Here is a 19,651-nt window from a genome sequence, read left to right on the forward strand (position 1 = left end):
GAACCAAGAGAGGGTGATGCTAGCATCAGTCTGTGTTAATCAATGGATACATGTTAATACGCAGTGAATGAAATTGATCGATAGCTATACGATAATCATTAAAACCATAACTCCAATATGGTTATAGCGGAAAAATAAAAGCTGCGTTTGTAAGCATGTCCAACACGGAAGCGACAGTTTGGACGGGGATTTTATTTTTCCCGCTGTAAAACCTGCATAAAATCTCTTGCCGTACCTTGATGTACTGAAATCATGAAGATTTTCCCTAGCAAGTGGCAAGCGAATTGTTGACCTCTGACAAATCCTCCCCGGAAAGATCCGCTATTTATTTTCTTATAATTTGCACATAATGTCAGAGAAGACCGTTTTGAAACGTATCATCCAGCGAATGTCCATGCTGGAAGATGATTTATGATTATTCGGATCAGTTATCTCTGTTTTCACATGACGTACTATTACCTATAAATTACAAAAATGGCCCGGCCTTATTGAATAGCAACATAACAGCAGAAGTACAACGAATGTGGATCACCGGTGAAATGATGAAGAATAAAACGCCTACATATGAAGATTATCAGAACCATACTGGACTCCATTACCATAGGTTATGGAAAGCAACGGGAGACGACTGGATCTGCCCTGGGTGCGGACGCAGCAAATTTCAAATCATGAGATGGACACTCAGATTTCCGAAGACACAGAATGCTTTTATGGACTGGGTTGCAGCGTTACACAAACACCACGACCATTCTGCTGACTATAGGGGTTTAGACGTGCCCCGATTTTCTCAGACACTAATCTGTGATCAGTGTAATTCAGCAGATGGTGCAGTAAAGAAGAAGCTTGGGCTACCGAAAAATTTCTCATTTTCTCCACAGGAAATGCGGGTATTCATCAAGGCGACACCGCATGAAAAACATGAAATTGATTATAAGCGAGCACTTGAACTCTTTCAGAGTACAGTAATCATGACTTAACGTATTGCGATTAAAGGAAATGAAAATGAAAATGATTTCGTACTGGAAAAATTCTAAGCCATTCCATGAAGACGACGGGATGGTATTAATTTATGGTTACTATGACCATAAGCACGAACATAACGGAGGCACCAAAGAACTCGGCGTTCATTGGGATGGATATCCACAATCGCATGGAATACTTAGTCCCTGCGTCATACCGACTAAAACACGTAATGCTATGCTCTCTGGCCTTTTGCATCAGGCGGTAACAAGTGGTAATAAGCAGATGATGAATAATATTACAGAAGCAATTGAGTTCTTTAGCATTTGACATATGCTCCTTCTCTGCACTCGATGGAAAACCTTAGGGGTGAACAGTAAAGTATTCACTGTTCACCAATCCTTCACCACATAACCATATGAATATTATAAATAAAAATTATTAGTGAACAGTTTGAAGAGTTTTCCCAAAAAAAGTTTTTAGATAAGATCGGTCACTGGTGCTTCATCCATAGAGAGTTTTTCAGTCAAGCAAATGTGTATAGCCATGTGTATAACAAATAACTACATAAACTATAAATATCAATAAATACATAAAGTTACATTCTCTATATCACTCCTGTGATCTTCCGCCAAAATTGCTGCTTGTGCTTGATTCCAGCGCTACTAAATCCTTTCTGATATTTTATTAATTAATTACCGTTGCTGATATTTATTACTCCTGGAAAGGCAGTGGGTATATCACGTTCAGACATCTGGACCTGGTAGAAAAATTAACGATATCCTCACAAAATATTTTCTCAGATCTTTCCCTGCAAAATAAACGCCATACGCGTATCTCTGGCATACTAAGCGAATTACAGCGGTGTGGGTCAGAGGTAAAAGGAGGCGGCATGGCAGATAAACATTTAACCCAATCCCCGGCAGGTGAATTCATTATGTTTACCAGCGATGACGGGGGTGTACGCGTTGAATGCCGCTTTGAGCAAGAAACACTCTGGTTGCCCCAGGCAACCATTGCGAATCTTTATCAGGTTACTCCTCAGGCCATTACACAACATATCAAAGCGATCTACGAAGAAGGCGAGCTTGAACAAAACGCAACCTGTAAGTCTTACTTACAAGTTCAACAGGAAGGGAATCGTCAGGTAAACCGCAATATGCTTCACTACAGCCTGCCCGTGATCCTCGCCGTTGGCTATCGTGTCCACTCCACTCGAGGCACTCAGTTCCGCAAATGGGCAACCAAAACACTCCAGGAATACCTGATTAAAGGTTTTGTGATGGACGATGAGCGGCTGAAGAATCCGCCTGTTGGCTTATCGGCTGTACCCGACTATTTTGATGAGATGCTCGAACGCATCCGCGATATTCGCGCCAGCGAGCGCCGGGTTTATTTACGCCGGATGCCCCCACAAGCAAAATCATTTGGCGGCATAACAGGGGCATCCATCCTGATTAATTAACCCCCCCTATAAACGCCCCCAATTCCCGATTAAACCGCTCACTCTCCTCAATAAACGGCGTATGCCCTGAATTTTCGAAAACCAGTGACTGAATGCGCGGATTGACCGCCTTTGCCCGCGCCAGCGAGGGCTGGGGATTCACCAGCGCATCGTGTTTGCCGTAAATAAACAGTAAGGGAATGCGCGCAGGCTTCAGCCCTTTTTCAAGAGGGACACGCAGGGAGGGCACGGCGCGCTGCATCGGCCATGCGGCCAGCGCAGCGTTTGCCAGCAGACGCTCAAAGGTGGCGCTGTCCGGCTGCTGATGGAAACAGAGCCGCAGGAAGTCGCGTTCACCGTCGAGGTGGGTTTTTAAGTCGCTGGCGGTCATGTCCCGATAGACAGCCGGGTGCGCCGGGATTTGTTCCGGGGTGAGTTCCACTACGCCGTCAACGTATACCGCCCCGCTGAGACTGGCATCGCCATGCGCTGCAAGATAGCTGGTGATCACCACGCCGCCCAGCGACCAGCCCACCAGCAGCGGTTTTTTAGCGTGGCTGCCTTCAATTACTGCCGCCAGATCATCCCCCCAGAGCCTGCTTTCACTGTAAGCACTCTCCTGTTGCGGCTTTGCAGAAAGCCCGTGCCCGCGCAGGTCAAAAGTAATTAGCCGGTAGCGCTGCAACTGCGCGTCCTGGATCTGTTTTTCCCAGTTCAGATGACTGCCCAGCAGACCATGAATAAAGATAATCGGCCTGCCCTGCGGATTGCCGCTCTCCTGCACCGCAAGCGTTACGCCGTCGGGCGCGGTCACGGTGTAATTTTTGATTTGCGCAAACAAGGCACCAGAAAACAGCAGCAGGAATAGCGGAATTAACGAGCGACGTAAGGTAAAAAGTAACATAAAAAGCTCCTCTGATTATGGTTTCATCGCTATGCTGAACCCTGACACTAATGTCAGAGTCAAGCAGCAATCAGGGGAGCGTAAAATGCAGTTAACTATTGGCGAACTGGCGAAAAAAACAGGCGTCAGCGTGCGATCGATTCGCCATTATGACAGTCACGATCTGCTGACATCCTCCCGCGCCTGCAATGGATACCGGTATTTCCCGCCGGAGGCCGTCGCCCAGGTGCGGCAAATCCAGCGGCTGATCGCGACTGGCTTTAGCATCGCCGAGATCCGCAGTTTTCCTGATTGTATGCGCCTGATAGAGGGCACCACGTTTTGTCCCGAAACGCAGGCCATTCAGCATAAAAGGCTGGCGGAGATCGAACGGCAAATTGATGAGCTTGAGCGCCGACGAGCGCGGTTAAAGAAGACGTTGATGCAGGGTGAGCGCGGTGAGTAATCCGGTTGCCGATCAAGCGGAAACCTCCGGGCTGCGTCTGCCGACAAAATGCGATTTAAACGGGTTGCAGAAACTGCCTCTTGTCAGCGACTGATTTCAGACTGGCCGGGCCTGGAGAGAAAAAGCCCGCTGCCTGCATGTCCGTGATGCGTGCCGCCCGGGCGCAGCGGAAGAAATAAAAAATGGCGAGGAGCCCCCTCGCCATTTACCTTCAAACTGCATCAGAAATTATACGTCAGCCCCACCGTATACCGACGCCCGTCCAGCACCGTGTCATAGGTTTCGTAGTCAATCTGCTTATCCAGCACGTTATACACGCCCGCCGACACCAGCAGATTTTTGTTGGCGTTGTAACGCAGACCTGCGTCGATTTGGGTATAGGACGGCGTGCCTTCTGCCATTGACGTCCGGCTTAAATATTCAGAGGTTTTACCGCGCAGGTTCAGACGGCTCCAGAAGCCAAGATCTTCCTGTGCCTGCCAGTCCAGGGTGGTGTTGAACATATGCTTAGGCATTTTGTTCAACGGCTTGCCGGAGAACGGGCCGCTCTTTTGCTCGGAGTCGGTATAGGTGTAGTTGGCGGTCAGACTGAGGTCGCGCGTGATATCCCAGCCGAAGCTGGATTCCACGCCGCGCATATTGGCTTTATCGACGTTAACGCGATCGCTGACAAAATCATAGCTGTGATTGCCAATGGTGCACGCCGGATCGGCGCTGCTGTTACAGCGGCGAACTTCGGTGATCTTGTTTTTAAAATCGGTATTAAACAGGGTAATTCCCGCGTTGAGATTTTCATTGTTATCCCACAGTAGGGCAATCTCTTCGCTCAGGCTTTTTTCCGGCTTCAGATCCGGGTTGCCGACGATGATACCGTCCAGCCGCCCGCCGCCCGTGACCTGTCCCCAACTGGCGGAGGACTGACGCAGATCCGGCGCGCGGTAGCCCGCAGACACGCCACCTTTTAAAGTCCACTGCTCGGCAAGATGCCAGACGCCATAGCCGCGCGGTGTCCAGTTGGTGCCGTAGTTTTCGTCTTTATCCATGCGCAGGCCGCCCGTCAGCGTGAAGCTCTCGGTCATCGCCCATTCGTCTTCGGTAAACAGCGCCCAGCTCCAGCGGGTCAGCTTGTTCAGGCCGTCCGCCGCTTCAAGCTGGTTGCCGTTATCATTCAGTTTTTCATAACGATACTGCCCGCCAACCGTCAGCGTATGATCGCCGAGGAAGATCTGGTTCTGGTTGTTAAAGGTGGTGTTGTACGACTTCATCTCGCGACCGGGGTTGGCCGACTTTTCCTGCTGGATGTAGCTGCTGGTGTTGAACTCATCGTAATAGCCGTTGTGCGTTAACCCATATGTCGTGTGCTCATAGCGGCTTTTGCTGGCGGTATTCGGCGTACAGGTGCTGCCACGGCAACTTTCGGCAGCCATTGATTTGCCCGGCAGGCTGTTACGATCCTGCAATTCGCGCGCGATATCCAGGTCAAAATCGTTTTTCTCGTCGGGCGTGAAGTTCAGCGTCACCGCGCCGTTGCGCAGCTTCTGCTCGTTGTAGCCGTTGACGATCTGATCTTCCGCCCGGCGGGAGAGCAGGCCGGTCACTTTCGCGCCCAGCAATCCTTCAATAATCGGACCGGACGCCCAGGCGTTAGTCTGGAACAGGTCGCCGGAATCGTTATTTTCCTGGAACGTGGCGTCGCCGTGCAGGGAACCAGTCCAGCCCAGCGAATTCGATACTTTTTTGGTGATCACGTTAATCACACCGCCCATGGCATCGGAGCCATAAAGCGATGACATCGGGCCACGAATGACTTCAATGCGTTCGATGGATTCCAGCGGCGGCAGCCAGCCCTGCTCGATCCCGGAATTATCGCTATTGGGACGTGTTCCCCGGGTACTAATACGTTTGCCGTCCACGAGGAATAACGTGTACTGAGAAGCCATACCGCGAATACTGATATCGCTGCTGCTGCCGCCACCGGTAACAACGACGCCCGGTACGTCTTTCAGCGCATCGGTCACATCACGGTAGGCTTTATCCTCTATTTGCGCTTTAGAAATTACGGAAATAGACGCGGGCGCGTTCTGGATTTTTTGTTCGAAGCCGGTGGCGGTAATGACCATCGTGTCCTGAGCATCAGCCAGAACGGTTGCGGGACACGTAGCGAAACACCCCGCAGCAGCGAGTAACTTGACCTGAGAGATTTTCATTTTTTCATTCCTTAGAATAAAACGAGCCTGCCAAAAAGCGGACGCAAAACATCGAGAAATTTTTTATTTATGGCGAAATAAGAAGCGAAACGGCGCGATCTTAGGAGATATGTTTGCGAATGTAAACAATAATGAGAACTATTTACATTTATTGAAATAAAGCGTCAGGCAGGCACAAATAACCCTGAATTTTCTCCATGTTATTATTTATCACCCGGTGGGATTATTTATTACCGGCGGAAATAATCCTTTTTTCCGTAAGGATATTGCTTATTTCCCTTTCATCAGCGCGGCGGATTCCCCAATGCTTTCGCAAATTTAAAGTAAACTCATAATAATCCACTCGTTACCTGCTTCAGTGAGGCCCGGCGTGCGTATCGCGACGATTACCAATTTTGCTTACATCGCAACGGTTGTTCTTACACTCTCTTCCGGCGTTGCGCTTTTTATGGCGTCAAATGCTGACCGGGCAGAAAGAGCGGCGGTGAAGCAGAGTCGTGATTTCGATACCGCCACAGAGCAACTGGAGAAAGAAGCATTTTCGCTCACCGACAGAGCCCGTCTGGCGGTGGTTAATCCGCAGCCGGAGAACATTCAGGCGTGGAAGGCGGAACTGGCGCAGGATCGTCGCCTGGAAAAACACCTGAACGCGCTGAAGGATATTGGCGCATCGGCGGAAGAACTGATGCTACTGCGCGACGGCCTGACGGCGCTGGATACGCTGGAAGATGAACAGCAGGCTGCCATTACCGCCATCGAACAAGGCAGACATGACGAAGCGATCCGCCTGTTGTTCAGCGCAGATTATGAGGGACAACTGTCGCAGGCAGAATATCGCTTTGCCCATTTTGAAAGCCTGATTAATCAGCGCACAGACGCCACGGTTGCCGAAGCCACCCATTTCTCCCAGCGTCTGCGCACGCTCTCGGAAATCATGGTCGCGCTGACCGCGCTGCTGTTTTTGTTTGTGCTCGGTTTTATCATCAAGCATCGCATATTGCGGCCGGTGGTGACGCTAAGCGACGTCGTAAACCGGCTGGCTTCGCAGGATTATGCGGTGGAAACGCCGCTGCTCGCGCAGGTCGATGAGATCGGCGATATGGCGCAGGCAATCCATATTTTTCGTGAAAACGGGATGGTCCGCCAGCGGCTGGAGCAGGAGCGCGATGCCGACTGGATAACGCGCAATCTGCTGGCCCGGATGACCCAGCGGCTTCAGGGCTGCGAGTCGCATCGCAGCATTATTAAGGTCGTGAAAGTTTTCGCGCCTAAAGTGATGCCGGAGATGGGTGGACGTTTGTATATTCTCGACCCGCAAAGTAACAGCATGAAATGCATGGCCAGCTGGCTGAGTCCTGCGGGCGACGACGCGCCGTTTATGCCGGAGAGCTGCTGGGCGCTGAAGCGCGGACAGTTGCACAGCCCTTCACGCGATACGGTAGATATTCCCTGCGAGCACTATCCCGCGCAAATTGCCGCCAAAGCGATTTGTGTGCCGCTGATCGCCCAGAATAAACCCATTGGCCTGCTGACGTTTGATAACCACATCAGCAATAAAAAGCCGCCGTATATCTACCTCGAACTGATGGCGGAGACGCTTTCACTGGCGCTGGCAAACCAGAAACTGCGCGATACGCTGACGGAAAAAGCGATGTACGATCCGCTGACCGGGCTGCGCAATCGCCATAATCTTGACGACATCCTGCGCACGCTGATTGAAAATGCGGAAACCAAAAAGAGCTGCGTCAGTTGCCTGATGATCGATATCGATTATTTCAAAAGGCTTAACGATACCTGGGGCCACGGAGCCGGAGACAAAGTGCTGCGGGAGACGGCGCGGATCATCAGCGAACAACTGGACGAAAATAGCGTGGCGTTTCGCTACGGCGGCGAGGAGTTTTTAATTCTCCTGCCGGATTTTGAAGAGCTACAGGCGAAACATGTTGCCGAGAAGATCCTGCATAACATCACCGCGCACCGTATGCTCTATGAACTGCACGAGGTGGGGCCTGTCTCCGTGTCTATCGGGCTGGCGACCTGGCCGACCCACGCCAGAGAGAGCAATCTCGTCCGGGCGGCGGATCTGGCGCTGTATCTGGCGAAAGAGCGCGGGCGCAGCCAAATCGTGGTAGCGAAAAAAGTGTCTTAAACCGTAAACGTTGGCCAGTGAATATCGTTAACGCCGTTTAACAGCGGGCGCGCAAAAAGAAATCCCTGGAAGCGGCGGATGCCCGCGGATTCCAGCCAGCACCACTCTTCCACGCGCTCAATGCCTTCGGCCACCAGCGTAATCTCCATATCCGAGCAGCATTTGATAATAGAATTCACAATTGCCTGCTTGGGGCCGCTCAGGTGAATATTACTGACGATCTCGCGGTCGATTTTAATTTTGTCGGGCTGGAATTTTGCCAGTAACGACAGGCCCGCATAGCCGGAACCGAAATCATCAATAGCCAGCCCCATACCAGCAGCGCGCAGCTTTTTCAGGGCGCTGTTGAACTCGCCAAAGCCGGAGATCATTTCATTTTCAGTGACTTCAACAATTACCTGCTCAGGGCTAAGGTTATGCTCATGGACTTTTTCCAGTAAAAAATCGACCGCGCCGGGAATAAAGACCAGCGACCCAGGCAAAAGATTAATGGCAATTTTATGACTACCAATGCCGATTTTTTCGGCAAGCGCGAAGGCGTACGCTTTGGTTTGCAGATCCACTTCATAGATTTGGTCATCCGGGATCGCCGAGAAAAAGTGCTCCGGGCTACCGCCATTATTACTGCGCACCAGCGCTTCCAGCGAGCTGATGGTACGCCCCAGCGGTTCCACAATCGGTTGCAGGGCGAACTGACACATTTGATCGGGCAGGATATTTGGCAACGGCGGCCGAAACGGCGGCGTTTTCGGCTCCAGCACCCAGCGGGTGGCGTCAAAACGCTCGTCAGGCCGGGCCTTACGCTCGCTGGTCGCAAAAGTTTCAATGAACTTAAAGACCCGATCCTCCGCCGCCAGATAACTCTCCAGCTTTCCGTGGCGTAGCACGGAATCAAGGATCGTCTGCGGCAGTTCAAGGCGCAGATCGAACAGTACCATGCCGACATTTTCAAAGCGGCGGCGCGGCGCGTAATCACGCATCATCTCAACGACGTGCTGATGCCGCACATCGCGACTGATTTTAGAAAACAGCGCGTCCAGCGTCTCTTCTTCTCCTTCCAGCACCTGCAAAAAATGCGCACCGTCAAACAGCAGCATACCGGTGACGCCGAGCGCCGTATTGTTCCGCTTCGCGGTCTCAACCAGCGTATCAAGCGGCAACACGTCATCGGATGGCGTAAGCTGGCTGCGGTAAATGAGCGTCGTAAGCACGATGAGGCGCTCCCTGAGATCGTGTTAAAAAAGGCTATATAACATATTTAACACACCAGCCAGAGTTGTCACATATTGAATGAGTTCTTTCTTAATATTTGTGGGGGAAAACGCCAGACGGCGAAAGGTTGTACGTTTTGGCGAGGCAATATTGCGAGCCGCCTTCCTGATTTCTCCTTTGCATATTGAGGCTTTATTTACAGAGGACATAATGGCTGACGAATGCACATGGAGGGTATAGCTATGCAGAGCTTCGGGACTATAATGAACGAATCGAACGATTCAATCGAAAAGGCGAACTTCATGCAGACTCTGACCGCGAATGAAGCAAAAACTCAGTTTGGCGATATGTTGCTCAAAGCGCAGCGAGAACCCGTGCAAATTAGTCGCAACGGTAAACCGGTGGCTGTCGTAGTCTCTATCGAAGATTATCAGCATATGGAAGCGCTAAAGCTCCAGCTTTTACAAGAAAAAATTCATCGTGCCCGCCACGATATCGCCGTCGGAAATACAGTCGATGGCGATACTTTTTTCGCTGAATTGTTGGATTCGAATAAAGGATAAAAGGTGGGCTACAGACTTACCGCAGAAGCGCAACGCGATCTCAAAGAGATCCTTGAATTTACAGAGCAAAAATGGGGAAGGAAAAAGTCACAAGAGTATTTCTCCCGTATACGCGAGATATTGTCGCGGCTGGCAGAAATGCCTGAGATTGGGCAGCCCCGATATCCTGAACTGAGTGCAGGAACCTATAGCTTTCCCTGTGTCAGCCATATGATTTATTACCTCATCGAAGACAGCGAACTGGTGGTGCTGGCGGTTTTGCACCAAAGGCAACTCCCTGCGCATCATCTGTTAACACGATAATAAAGGCCGGATGCGCTGCTTCATCCGGCTTTCAGCCTTACACCGCAACGATTTGCATGGCGTTTGCCGACAGCAACCTCATCCAGCACATTCATCATCATGGTCAGCGCACCTGTCGGTAACTCAATGCTATGGCTTTTCTTATCATCGGACACGATTGAAATATGCTGGGTTTCAAGTTTGGTCGAAATATACCACGCACAAACCAGGAAGCATGGCGCAAAGAGCAAAACAACGGGCCACCAGAGAGGCTAAGCTAGAAGTTCTTCTAATCTGTTTTACCCACTCACTCTCTTGCCTGACGGCGTCTGTTTTAGCGCCTCTGGCACTCACACCCGCTTAAATTCAGGAGTTACTATGACGGTTACTATTCTCGGCTATGCCGCGCAGTCCGCAAAAGCACCTCTGGCACCTTATCAGTTCGAACGCCGCGATCCGCGCGAAGATGACGTGGTTATCGACATTCTGTACTGCGGCGTCTGCCATTCCGATCTGCATCAGGCGCGTGACGACTGGGGGTTCAGCCAGTACCCGGTGGTGCCGGGCCATGAAATCGTCGGCCGGGTGTCCTCGGTGGGCGGCAAGGTCAGCAAATTTAAACCCGGCGATCTGGTCGGCGTCGGCTGTATGGTGGATTCCTGTCGCGAGTGTTCGCCCTGTCAGTCCGGGCTGGAACAATACTGCGAAGAAGGATGCATCCAGACCTACAACGGCGTTGATCGCCACGACCATCGTCCCACCTACGGCGGCTATTCCCGCTCCATTACCTGTACGCAGGACTTCGTGCTGCGCATCCCGGAAAGTCTGGATGCGAAGGCCGTTGCGCCGCTGCTCTGCGCCGGGATCACCACCTGGTCGCCGCTGATCCGCTGGGGCGTCACCAAAGGCACCAAAGTCGCGGTGATTGGTCTGGGCGGGCTGGGACACATGGCGCTGAAGCTGGCGCACGCGCTGGAAGCGGAAGTAACGCTGTTTACCCGCTCGCCGGGCAAAGAGGCCGATGCACGTCGTCTGGGCGCGCACCACGTCGTGCTCTCCACCGACAGCCAGCAAATGGAGGCGGTGAAAGGCGAATTTGACCTGATCATCGATACCGTGCCTTACGCGCACGATATTAATCCGTACATGCCTGCGCTGACCCTCGACGGCACGCTGGTTTTTGTCGGCCTGCTCGGTGATATCGACCCGACGCTGAATACGCTGCCGATGATTATGGGCCGTCGCTCGGTCTCCGGCTCCTGCATTGGCGGCATTGAAGAAACCCAGCAGATGCTGGATTTTTGCGGCGAGCATAACATCACGTCGGACATCGAAATGATTCGCATGGATGAGATTAACGATGCCTACGAGCGCCTGCTGAAAAGCGACGTGAAGTATCGTTTTGTGATCGATATCGGCACATTACAGGCGTGATCGGCTAAGGCCACCGTGGTGTGGACGCACACCACGGCGGATGCCGGTAAGATTCAGCGCTGTCCGCGAAAGGTTTTTCGCCATTCGCTCGGGCTGACGCCAAAATGGGTTTTAAACTGCTGGCGAAAGGTGATCGCTGACTGAAAACCGGCGTGCTCCGCCACCTGCTCAATACTTAAATCCCCGCCCTCAAGCAGGCTCTGGCTGCGGCGCAGCCGTCCGGTGACGATCCAGTCGGCGACCGTCTGCCCGGTGGCTTTAACAAAGTGGCGCGTCAGCGTGCGGCGGCTCATCGACGCCACCCGCGCCAGCGCGTTGATATCATGCGGCTGCTCAGGATGGCGTTGCAGGTAATCAATCAGCGTATTAATGCGCGCGTCCCGGGTGGTCTGCGGCACGGAATGCTCGATAAACTGCGCCTGCCCGCCTTCGCGCCAGGGCGGCACAATCATCCGCCGGGCGATTTGGTTAGCGATCGCGCTGCCGAAATGCTGGCGAATAATATACAGACAGCAATCCAGCGCCGCTGCGGTTCCGGCGGAGGTGATCAGCCGGTCGTCATCGCAATAGAGTGCGTTAATCTCCGGCAGCGCCTGCGGGAAAAGGCGCTGAAAATCCGCCGCGTATTCCCAGTGCGTCGTCGCCCGTTTCCCGTCCAGCAGCCCGGCGTAACCCAGCACAAATGCACCAAGACACAGGCCCACCACCTGCGCGCCGTTACGATGCGCTGCCGCCAGCGCGTCGAGCAAGGGCTGCGGCGGGCGCTCGTCAACGCTGTGCCAGAACGGGACGATGACGATTGCCGCCCCGGCCACCGCTTCCAGCCCGGCAGGCGCGTTGACTGAAAATCCGACAGCTGAATCCACTCTGCCCGGCGTTAACGCGCAGATTTTCAGGTCAAACAGCTTACGCCCCGCGATTTTGTCGCCAAACAGAATCGACGGCACGGAGAGGTGAAACGGGCTAAAGTGCGGCGTCACGATAAGGGCGACGGTGAGTGTAGTCATCATCATGTTCCTGCGTTCGGGCCAGGCCGGTCGTTATCAGAATGCTAAAAAGTCAGGGCTTCGCCGTCCTGCGGGATAAAAACCTGCTCGCCGAACTGGTTGGCATCCACGTATTCACGCAGCGCCGCACGGGTCAGCAGGCAGTGATTAAGCGCCTCCATATGGGTGGCGACGATCTGCGCCTGCGGCACAAGACGATGCGTTTTAAACACCTCTTCCGCCCCCATAATAATCGGCCCCACGCCGATAATATGCGCCCATCCGGCATTGAGCACCACTACCTCCGGCTGGTAGCGGCGCAGCGCCACTTCTACCGCTGGCACCCAGAGCGTATCCCCGGCGAGATACAGCGTTTTTTCCTGCGGATGGGTAAAGACCACACCGCAGGCGTCGCCCAGCCTGGCGGCAAGCTGCGGGTTGGCATACGCCTCATCCGGGCCGTGCTGACCGTCGGTTTTGCTCAGCGTGATATCGCCAAACGCGGTGTATTCTTCCAGCTGGCGCAGATGAGTAAATCCCTGACCGCGCAGTAAATTTTCGTCGCTGGCGTTTTGTACGAAGACGGGCATAGAGGTGGGGATAAGCGCGGCGGCAGCGGCGTCCCAGTGATCGGCGTGGGTGTGGGTGACAATCACCGCATCCACCGCCAGCAGCGTTGCCAGCGGCACCGGCAGATCGGTACGCGGGTTGCGCAGTTCGGCGCGAACGGAACCGGCAAAACCGGGGTAAGCCTCTTTCTCCGCCAGCAGCGGGTCGATCAGAAAGCGTTTTCCGCCATAGGTGATGAGCTGGGTGGCGTTGCGTATCTGGGTAATATTCATTTTTCATCCGGCGTCTGGTGAGTCAGGATGAAAAGTATAAATAGCGCGCCTGCGGCGTACCGCAGGCGCAGGGGCATATAACGATGGGATCGGGTCAGTTTTACTGGCCGTGGCGCGCGGGCGCGAGACGCAGGATCAGCATTCCCACCAGCGCGGCAACGACAGAGCCAGCCAGGACGCCGATTTTCACTTCGTCCACCAACATCGGCGAGCGGGCAAACGCCAGGTTACCGATAAACAGGCTCATGGTGAAACCGATACCGCACAGCACCGACACGCCGTAGATTTGTATCCAGGTGCTGCCCTGTGGTCGCGGCGCGAGGCCAGTTTTGATGGTCAGCAGCGCCATGCTGAAAACGCCGATTTGTTTACCGACAAACAGCCCCAGCGCCACGCCAACCGGAACGGGTGAAAGCACATCGTTCATCGTCATGCCACCCAGCGAAACGCCCGCGTTAGCGAAACCGAACAGCGGCAGGATCAGAAACTTAACCCACGGCAACAGACCGTGCTCAAGGGTATCGATGGGCGCGGGCTGCCGGGCATCTTTGCCGCGCAGCGGAATAAACAGCGCCAGCAGTACCCCGGCGATAGTGGCGTGAACGCCGGATTGCAGCATAAAGAACCACAGCACCGCGCCCGCCACCAGATAAGGCAGCAGGCGTTTTACGCCCATCCGGTTCATCATCAGCAGCAGCAGCACAACGCCTGCCGCCGCTGCCAGCATCACGCCGGAAAGCCCCCCGGTGTAGAACAGCGCGATGATGATCACCGCCCCCATGTCATCAAGGATCGCCAGCGCCGAGAGGAAGATTTTCAGCGAGGCCGGGACGCGGCTGCCGAGCAGCGCCAGCACACCGAGCGCAAAGGCGATATCCGTGGCGGAGGGGATCGCCCAGCCCGCCACCGTTTCGCCGTTGTTGGCGTTAAAGAAAAGGTATACCAGCGCAGGCACCGCCATGCCGCCCAGCGCGGCAAGACCGGGCAGCGCGCGCTGCCCCCACGTTGCCAGTTGCCCGATCAGCAGTTCCCGCTTGATCTCAAGCCCCACCAGCAGGAAGAAAATCGCCATCAGCGCGTCGTTGATCCACAGCTCAACGGACAGCCCGGCAAATTTGAAATGCAGCAGCTCACGATACAGCGCATCCAGCGGCGAGTTAGCGACGATAATTGCTATCGCCGATGCCACGATCAGAATAATGCCTCCGGCAGCCGGGGCATGGAGCAGGGCGGCGAGCGTACTACGTTGGCGCGGCTTATCGCGGGTGATTTCTTCTGGCACTGTGGCCTCCTTGTCATATTGATGCGCTTCGCAGCGGGGGGTGAAATTTACCACAAACTCCCCGCCGGGTGCCGCTTCGGGCAGTAAAAACAGGTAAAGGCCGATCAGCGCTTAAGATGCTGTTCAAGCCAGGGTAAAAGCTGCTTTTTGCGGCTTAACATGCCCGGCACCGCGCAGGGTTCGGCTTGGGCAAGCGCCGGGCCGGAGAAGAGAAGCGTGGAGGCGTTTTCAGTGATATCGGTCAGCATCAGCACTACCAGCGCCGCCCCGCTTTGCGCCACCAGCGCATCCATTGCCACGCGCAGATCGTCGCGAATGGCATCGACCTGGGTCAGCGAATACAGCTCCAGTTGCGCCACGCGGACGTCATGCCCGGCGAGGGTAAAGGCTTTGATATCTTTATTCAGCAGTGCGTCGGCGCTCATTCCGCTGATATCGGTTTTCGCTGCCAGCAGGTCGCGGGTGAAGGTTTCACGATCCACGCCCGCCAGTGCGCTAAGCGCCTCCACCGCCAGATGATCGTCCCCGGTAGTGGTGGGTGAGCGCAGCGCCACCGTATCGCTGATTATCGCGCCTAACAGCAGCGTGGCGTGGGCGGCGGAGAGCGTTTCCGGCTTCAACAACTGCCACAATAGCGTGGCGCTGCTGCCGACGGGCTTGATCCACACTTCGGGCGGCAGACGGGTGATCAGGCCGCCGAGCCGGTGGTGATCGATAATGCCGACGATATTGCTTTCCGGCAAAGAGTGCGGCCCCTGCGCGGGTTCGGTGAAATCCACCAGCCAGACATCCCGATCGTCAAGCGCGCTGTCCAGCAGCGCGGGCGGCGTCAGCCCTGCCGCACGGAAAATAAACCGGGTTTCGTTATTGAGTTCGCCCAGACGCCATGCGCAAGCGTCCCGGCCTTGTTGATTCAGCCATTGCGCGGTGACAACGGCGGTGCAGACAGCATCGCTGTCAGGGTGAAGGTGACCAAAAACATGGATCATTGACGCCTCCGGGCGGCAGTTTTTAGTCACCGATTATATCATTCCCAGCCAGGGACCGCGCCGCCGTTGAAGATTTTCTCCGCCGCCGTCGCCACTTCCGGCGACTGGTAAGCGTGGATAAAATCGCGCACGTTTTCAGCGTCTTTATTGTCTTCACGGGTGACAATAATATTCACATACGGCGAGTTTTTATCTTCGATAAACACGCTGTCGTGTACGGGTGAAAGCCCGGTTTGCTGGATATAGGTGGTGCTGATAATCGCCACGGTGACTTTGGGATCGTCCAGCACGCGCGGGAGCTGTGCGCCCTCCAGTTCCATAATATTCAGATTCAGCGGATTAGCGGTGATATCCAGCGCGGTTGGCAGCAGGCCCGGATTAGGCTTCAGCGTAATCAGCTTTTCTTTTTCCAGCAGCAGCAGAGCGCGCCCCAGGTTGGTCGGATCGTTCGGAATGGCGACCGTATCGCCCTGTTTCAAATCCGCGACGGCCTTAATTTTTTTCGAGTAGCCCGCCATCGGGAAAACAAAGGTATTCGCCACCGCGACCAGTTTGTAATTATGCGCTTTGTTATCTTCAGCGAGGAAAGGTCGATGCTGGAAAACGTTGGCATCCAGCTCGCCGTTGGCGGTCGGATCGTTCGGCAGCAGCGAGCCGCTAAATCCGACCAGTTCCACATCCAGATCGTATTTTTCCTTCGCCACTTTTTTTGCCACTTCGGCGACGTCCTGCTCCGCGCCGTTAATAACGCCGACCTTAATATGCTTCGCATCGCTGCTGTTGCCATCGCAGCCTGCCAGTACCAGTCCTGCCAGCAGCAACGCCGCCACGCTGCGCAAATGAGGTATCGCAAATTTCATGGGTTTATCCTTTTTGAAATAAAAACGTCCACAGTAAGAGATAAATATACCGGGACGGGGCGGCAACCTGAAAATGAAAAGGTCTCAGCAAGGCGGGAAAAGGCGGAGAGACGAGCTTAAAATAAAATCGGTAAGTCTTTATTTATTCTGTAAAAGCGGGGGGCTTATCCGCTTTCATAGCCAGCGCGTATTGTGAAAATATTTCATCTGGGTCGCGCGTCTGGCTTTTCTTTTACCGCCGCTTCTTCAGAGAGTCCCCCTGCATTCCCTGATGCGGGAAATCCCCCCTGTTTTCCGGTGAGTTTTCATGCGTAAGGCTTATGTTATGATGCGCCGCGTTAAAAAATAACCAGGTCAGAGGAAAAAATGGGATCGACCAAAAAAGGGATTATCTATGTCTTATTCGCCGCCGTCCTGTGGGGCAGCTCCGGCGTCTGCGCGCAGTATATTATGCAGGAGAGTCAGATCGCGGCACAGTTTCTGACCATGATACGGCTGCTGTTTTCCGGCTTCATTCTGCTGACGCTGTCACTCATTCATGGCGATAAAATCTTCGCCATTCTGAAAACGCGCAAAGATATCATCAGCCTGCTGCTGTTTTCGCTGGTCGGCGCGTTGACCGTCCAGTTGACCTTTCTCGTCGCCATCGAAAAATCGAACGCGGCGACAGCGACCATTCTGCAATTTTTATCGCCGTCGATTATCGTCGCGTGGTTTGCGGCTGTGCGTAAAAAGCGTCCCGGCGCGCTGGTGTTTCTGGCCATTTTTACCTCGCTGGCCGGCACCTTTTTGCTGGTGACGCATGGCAATCCGACCTCGCTTTCCATCTCCCCCGCCGCGCTGTTCTGGGGAATTGCCTCGGCTTTTGCCGCCGCGTTTTATACCACTTATCCGTCGGATCTGATTGCCCGCTTCGGCACGCTGCCGGTGGTGGGCTGGAGTATGCTGCTGGGCGGTGCGATGCTGTTGCCCTTCTACGCCGGTAATGACGTGGAGTTCATGGTGAACGGCGGGCTGCTGCTGGCGTTTTTCTATCTGGTGGTGATTGGGACGGCGCTGACTTTCAGCATGTACCTGAAGGGCGCACAGATGATTGGCGGCCCCAGGGCGAGCATTCTGAGCTGCGCGGAGCCGCTGAGCAGCGCGCTGCTGTCGCTGCTGCTGTTAGGCGTAACCTTTACGCTCCCCGACTGGCTCGGCACGCTGCTGATTTTGTCATCGGTGGTGCTGATCTCGCTGGATTCACGGCGCAAAGTGCGCCCGCACTAGCCCTTCACGCGCACTTTTGTTGCCACCAGTAGCGCCGTCAGCAGCATCAGGCTGCCGGAAAGTACCAGCGGTGACAGCAGGCCGAGGTTATCAAGAGCGTAACCGCCGATCGCCGCGCCGCAGGTATTGGCAAGCTGGATCACCGCGACCTGGATCGATCCGGCTTTTTCTGCCTGATCGGAAAGAGTGCGGGTGATCCACGTTGACCAGCCCACCGGCACCAGCGCAAACGCCAGCCCCCATACCACCGCCACGATTGCCGCAACGGTTTTATCCGTCCCCCACAGGATCAGCACCAGCGCGCTGAGCGCCAGAACCAGCGGCGCACAGGCCAGCGCCATTTTTACCGAGCGTTTGAGGATCGGTGCCGAGAAGGAGGTGCCAATGAAGCTGGCGATACCAAAGCTCAGCAGCACCAGCGTCAGGCCATCGACATCAAACCCTGACAGGGTGGTGAAAATCGGGCGGATATAAGTAAAGAAGGCAAACTGTCCGGCGAAGGACATAAAGATGGCGATCATCCCCGCCAACACGCCAGGACGCTTCAGTAAGCCGAACATATTCTGATGATGTTCCGATTTGCCTGGCAGTGACGGCAGGGTTTTCCATACCCAGATGATGCAGATGAAGCCCATCAGCGCCGCCGCGTTAAATACGTTGCGCCAGCCGATAATCCCGCCCAAAAAGCTGCCCAGCGGCGCGGCAATCACCAGCGCAATGGAAACCGCGCCGAAAATGATCGACAGCGCTTTCGGCACGGTACGCGCGGGCACCAGGCGCATGGTCAGCGAGGCCGACATTGCCCAGAAGCCGCCGAGCGCCAGCCCCAGGCAGGCTCGGCCTAATAGCAGCAGGGTGAAATTCCCGGCGAAAGACACCAGCAGACAGGAGAGGGTTAACAAAATCGCGAACAGGATCACCACGTAGCGGCGGTCGGTGGCGCGAATTGTCTGCGTAATAAACAGGCTGGAGAACATCGCCACAAACGCGGTGACGGTAACGGATTGCCCGGCCAGCCCTTCGGAAATCCCCAGATCCTGCGCCATCGGCGTCAGCAGGCTCACCGGTAAAAACTCAACGGTAATCAGGCACGCGACGCAAAACGCCACGGCAAATACCGCCGCCCAGTTCGGGCGTCTGACTTCATCCTGCGGGGTGTGGAGATGATGCTCACTCATGATAATGACCTGGGGTGATTTTTAACGTTCAGCCGCACAGTGTAACATTTTGAATGTGATCTACTTAACGTTTCGGCAACTATAGGCGGAACAGGTGTTTTTGTGGCGGTGGCGGGGAAAAGCCCTCACCCCAGCCCTCTCCCACAGGGAGAGGGAGCAGGACGTGCCACGGTTGGGGTTAGGTGGATCGCCCGGCCTGCACGCTGATCGGTTCCCTCTCCCTTGAGGGAGAGGGTCAGGGAGAGGGGAAAAACCGGCACCGGACGTCACCCCGCGCCCGGTCAGTTCCCTCTCCCTCAAGGGAGAGGGTCAGGGAGAGTGCGAAAACCGGCACCGGACTTCACCCCGCGCTCGGTCAGTTCCCTCTCCCTTGAGGGAGAGGGGGAAAACCGGCACCGGACGTCACCCCGCACTCGGTCGGTTCCCTCTCCCTTGAGGGAGAGGGTCAGGGAGAGGGGGAAAACCGGCACCGGACGTCACCCCGCGCTCGGTCAGTTCCCTCTCCCTTGAGGGAGAGGGGGAAAACCGGCACCGGACGTCACCCCGCACTCGGTCGGTTCCCTCTCCCTTGAGGGAGAGGGTCAGGGAGAGGGGGAAAACCGGCACCGGACGTCACCCCGCGCTCGGTCAGTTCCCTCTCCCTTG

Annotated in this window: 17 protein-coding genes and 1 pseudogene; 8 read left to right on the plus strand and 10 right to left on the minus strand. The window is 54.7% G+C overall.

Annotated elements, in window-relative coordinates; translation table 11 throughout:
* Positions 1–1,002: 1,002 nt before the first annotated feature.
* Positions 1,003–1,290 (plus strand): hypothetical protein, encoded by a 288-nt coding sequence (locus RT197_RS21020; protein WP_312953149.1) that lies wholly within the window; start codon positions 1,003–1,005, stop codon positions 1,288–1,290.
* A gap of 562 nt (positions 1,291–1,852) precedes the next feature.
* Positions 1,853–2,362 (plus strand): annotated as a pseudogene (locus RT197_RS21025) (virulence RhuM family protein); the annotation flags it as partial.
* Positions 2,363–2,417: 55 nt separating this feature from the next.
* Here RT197_RS21025 and RT197_RS21030 read toward each other — a convergent pair.
* Positions 2,418–3,308 (minus strand): alpha/beta hydrolase, encoded by an 891-nt coding sequence (locus RT197_RS21030; RefSeq protein ID WP_312953151.1) that lies wholly within the window; start codon positions 3,306–3,308, stop codon positions 2,418–2,420.
* A gap of 85 nt (positions 3,309–3,393) precedes the next feature.
* On the opposite strand from RT197_RS21030, the gene RT197_RS21035 reads away from it, so the two are divergent.
* Positions 3,394–3,753: a MerR family transcriptional regulator gene (locus RT197_RS21035; protein WP_312953153.1), complete on the plus strand. Its 360-nt coding sequence runs from the start codon at positions 3,394–3,396 to the stop codon at positions 3,751–3,753.
* A 221-nt stretch (positions 3,754–3,974) separates the two neighbouring features.
* On the opposite strand, the gene RT197_RS21040 is transcribed toward RT197_RS21035, so the two are convergent.
* Positions 3,975–5,960: a ligand-gated channel protein gene (locus tag RT197_RS21040; RefSeq protein WP_312953154.1), complete on the minus strand. Its 1,986-nt coding sequence runs from the start codon at positions 5,958–5,960 to the stop codon at positions 3,975–3,977.
* 370 nt (positions 5,961–6,330) lie between these two features.
* Between RT197_RS21040 and RT197_RS21045 the strand changes: the two genes are divergently transcribed.
* Positions 6,331–8,109, plus strand: coding sequence for a diguanylate cyclase (locus RT197_RS21045; RefSeq protein ID WP_312953155.1), 1,779 nt, complete (start codon positions 6,331–6,333; stop codon positions 8,107–8,109).
* Here RT197_RS21045 and RT197_RS21050 read toward each other — a convergent pair.
* The gene (locus tag RT197_RS21050; protein WP_312953156.1) at positions 8,106–9,320 is read right to left on the minus strand and encodes a diguanylate phosphodiesterase; all 1,215 of its coding nucleotides are present in this window, start codon (positions 9,318–9,320) and stop codon (positions 8,106–8,108) included. The two genes, RT197_RS21045 and RT197_RS21050, sit on opposite strands and share 4 nt — an antisense overlap.
* Before the next feature lie 303 nt (positions 9,321–9,623).
* Here RT197_RS21050 and RT197_RS21055 point away from each other — a divergent pair, with 303 nt between their 5' ends.
* Complete coding sequence (locus tag RT197_RS21055) at positions 9,624–9,884, plus strand: type II toxin-antitoxin system Phd/YefM family antitoxin (protein WP_312953168.1); 261 nt, start codon at positions 9,624–9,626, stop codon at positions 9,882–9,884.
* A 3-nt stretch (positions 9,885–9,887) separates the two neighbouring features.
* Entirely contained in the window at positions 9,888–10,187 is a 300-nt protein-coding gene (locus tag RT197_RS21060) for a type II toxin-antitoxin system RelE/ParE family toxin (protein ID WP_312953157.1), read from the plus strand.
* Positions 10,188–10,207: 20 nt separating this feature from the next.
* Here the strand turns inward: RT197_RS21060 and RT197_RS21065 are convergent, their stop codons facing one another.
* The gene (locus RT197_RS21065; RefSeq protein ID WP_312953159.1) at positions 10,208–10,342 is read right to left on the minus strand and encodes a hypothetical protein; all 135 of its coding nucleotides are present in this window, start codon (positions 10,340–10,342) and stop codon (positions 10,208–10,210) included.
* Between the two features lie 202 nt (positions 10,343–10,544).
* On the opposite strand from RT197_RS21065, the gene RT197_RS21070 reads away from it, so the two are divergent.
* A complete protein-coding gene (locus tag RT197_RS21070) occupies positions 10,545–11,600 on the plus strand; it encodes an NAD(P)-dependent alcohol dehydrogenase (protein WP_312953160.1) in 1,056 nt (351 codons plus the stop codon).
* 53 nt (positions 11,601–11,653) lie between these two features.
* Here the strand turns inward: RT197_RS21070 and RT197_RS21075 are convergent, their stop codons facing one another.
* From RT197_RS21075 to nlpA, 5 genes are all read right to left on the minus strand, one after another.
* Positions 11,654–12,607, minus strand: a complete 954-nt coding sequence (locus RT197_RS21075; protein WP_312953161.1) for a GlxA family transcriptional regulator — start codon at positions 12,605–12,607, stop codon at positions 11,654–11,656.
* A gap of 44 nt (positions 12,608–12,651) precedes the next feature.
* On the minus strand, positions 12,652–13,428 hold the full coding sequence (locus RT197_RS21080) for an MBL fold metallo-hydrolase (protein WP_312953162.1): 777 nt from the start codon (positions 13,426–13,428) through the stop codon (positions 12,652–12,654).
* Between the two features lie 100 nt (positions 13,429–13,528).
* Positions 13,529–14,698, minus strand: coding sequence for a Na+/H+ antiporter NhaA (nhaA, locus tag RT197_RS21085; RefSeq protein WP_312953170.1), 1,170 nt, complete (start codon positions 14,696–14,698; stop codon positions 13,529–13,531).
* A 116-nt stretch (positions 14,699–14,814) separates the two neighbouring features.
* Positions 14,815–15,699, minus strand: coding sequence for a manganese-dependent inorganic pyrophosphatase (locus RT197_RS21090; protein ID WP_312953164.1), 885 nt, complete (start codon positions 15,697–15,699; stop codon positions 14,815–14,817).
* Positions 15,700–15,737: 38 nt separating this feature from the next.
* Entirely contained in the window at positions 15,738–16,559 is an 822-nt protein-coding gene (gene nlpA / locus RT197_RS21095) for a lipoprotein NlpA (protein WP_312953165.1), read from the minus strand.
* A 366-nt stretch (positions 16,560–16,925) separates the two neighbouring features.
* On the opposite strand from nlpA, the gene RT197_RS21100 reads away from it, so the two are divergent.
* The gene (locus RT197_RS21100; RefSeq protein WP_312953166.1) at positions 16,926–17,828 is read left to right on the plus strand and encodes an EamA family transporter; all 903 of its coding nucleotides are present in this window, start codon (positions 16,926–16,928) and stop codon (positions 17,826–17,828) included.
* Here the strand turns inward: RT197_RS21100 and nepI are convergent.
* A complete protein-coding gene (gene nepI, locus RT197_RS21105; protein WP_312953167.1) occupies positions 17,825–19,006 on the minus strand; it encodes a purine ribonucleoside efflux pump NepI in 1,182 nt (393 codons plus the stop codon). The genes RT197_RS21100 and nepI overlap by 4 nt on opposite strands.
* Positions 19,007–19,651 lie beyond the last annotated feature (645 nt).

This window comes from Superficieibacter sp., from assembly GCF_032071645.1.
GTDB lineage: Bacteria > Pseudomonadota > Gammaproteobacteria > Enterobacterales > Enterobacteriaceae > Superficieibacter.

Excerpts from the sequence above, each read along its gene's own strand:
- RT197_RS21100 (WP_312953166.1), top strand. The coding sequence starts at position 16,926 with ATGGGATCGACCAAAAAAGGGATTATCTATGTCTTATTCGCCGCCGTC.
- RT197_RS21035 (WP_312953153.1), top strand. The coding sequence starts at position 3,394 with ATGCAGTTAACTATTGGCGAACTGGCGAAAAAAACAGGCGTCAGCGTG.
- RT197_RS21080 (WP_312953162.1), bottom strand. The coding sequence starts at position 13,428 with ATGAATATTACCCAGATACGCAACGCCACCCAGCTCATCACCTATGGC.
- RT197_RS21075 (WP_312953161.1), bottom strand. The coding sequence starts at position 12,607 with ATGACTACACTCACCGTCGCCCTTATCGTGACGCCGCACTTTAGCCCG.
- nlpA (WP_312953165.1), bottom strand. The coding sequence starts at position 16,559 with ATGAAATTTGCGATACCTCATTTGCGCAGCGTGGCGGCGTTGCTGCTG.
- RT197_RS21030 (WP_312953151.1), bottom strand. The coding sequence starts at position 3,308 with ATGTTACTTTTTACCTTACGTCGCTCGTTAATTCCGCTATTCCTGCTG.
- RT197_RS21090 (WP_312953164.1), bottom strand. The coding sequence starts at position 15,699 with ATGATCCATGTTTTTGGTCACCTTCACCCTGACAGCGATGCTGTCTGC.
- RT197_RS21070 (WP_312953160.1), top strand. The coding sequence starts at position 10,545 with ATGACGGTTACTATTCTCGGCTATGCCGCGCAGTCCGCAAAAGCACCT.
- RT197_RS21020 (WP_312953149.1), top strand. The coding sequence starts at position 1,003 with ATGAAAATGATTTCGTACTGGAAAAATTCTAAGCCATTCCATGAAGAC.
- RT197_RS21040 (WP_312953154.1), bottom strand. The coding sequence starts at position 5,960 with ATGAAAATCTCTCAGGTCAAGTTACTCGCTGCTGCGGGGTGTTTCGCT.
- nepI (WP_312953167.1), bottom strand. The coding sequence starts at position 19,006 with ATGAGTGAGCATCATCTCCACACCCCGCAGGATGAAGTCAGACGCCCG.
- RT197_RS21055 (WP_312953168.1), top strand. The coding sequence starts at position 9,624 with ATGCAGACTCTGACCGCGAATGAAGCAAAAACTCAGTTTGGCGATATG.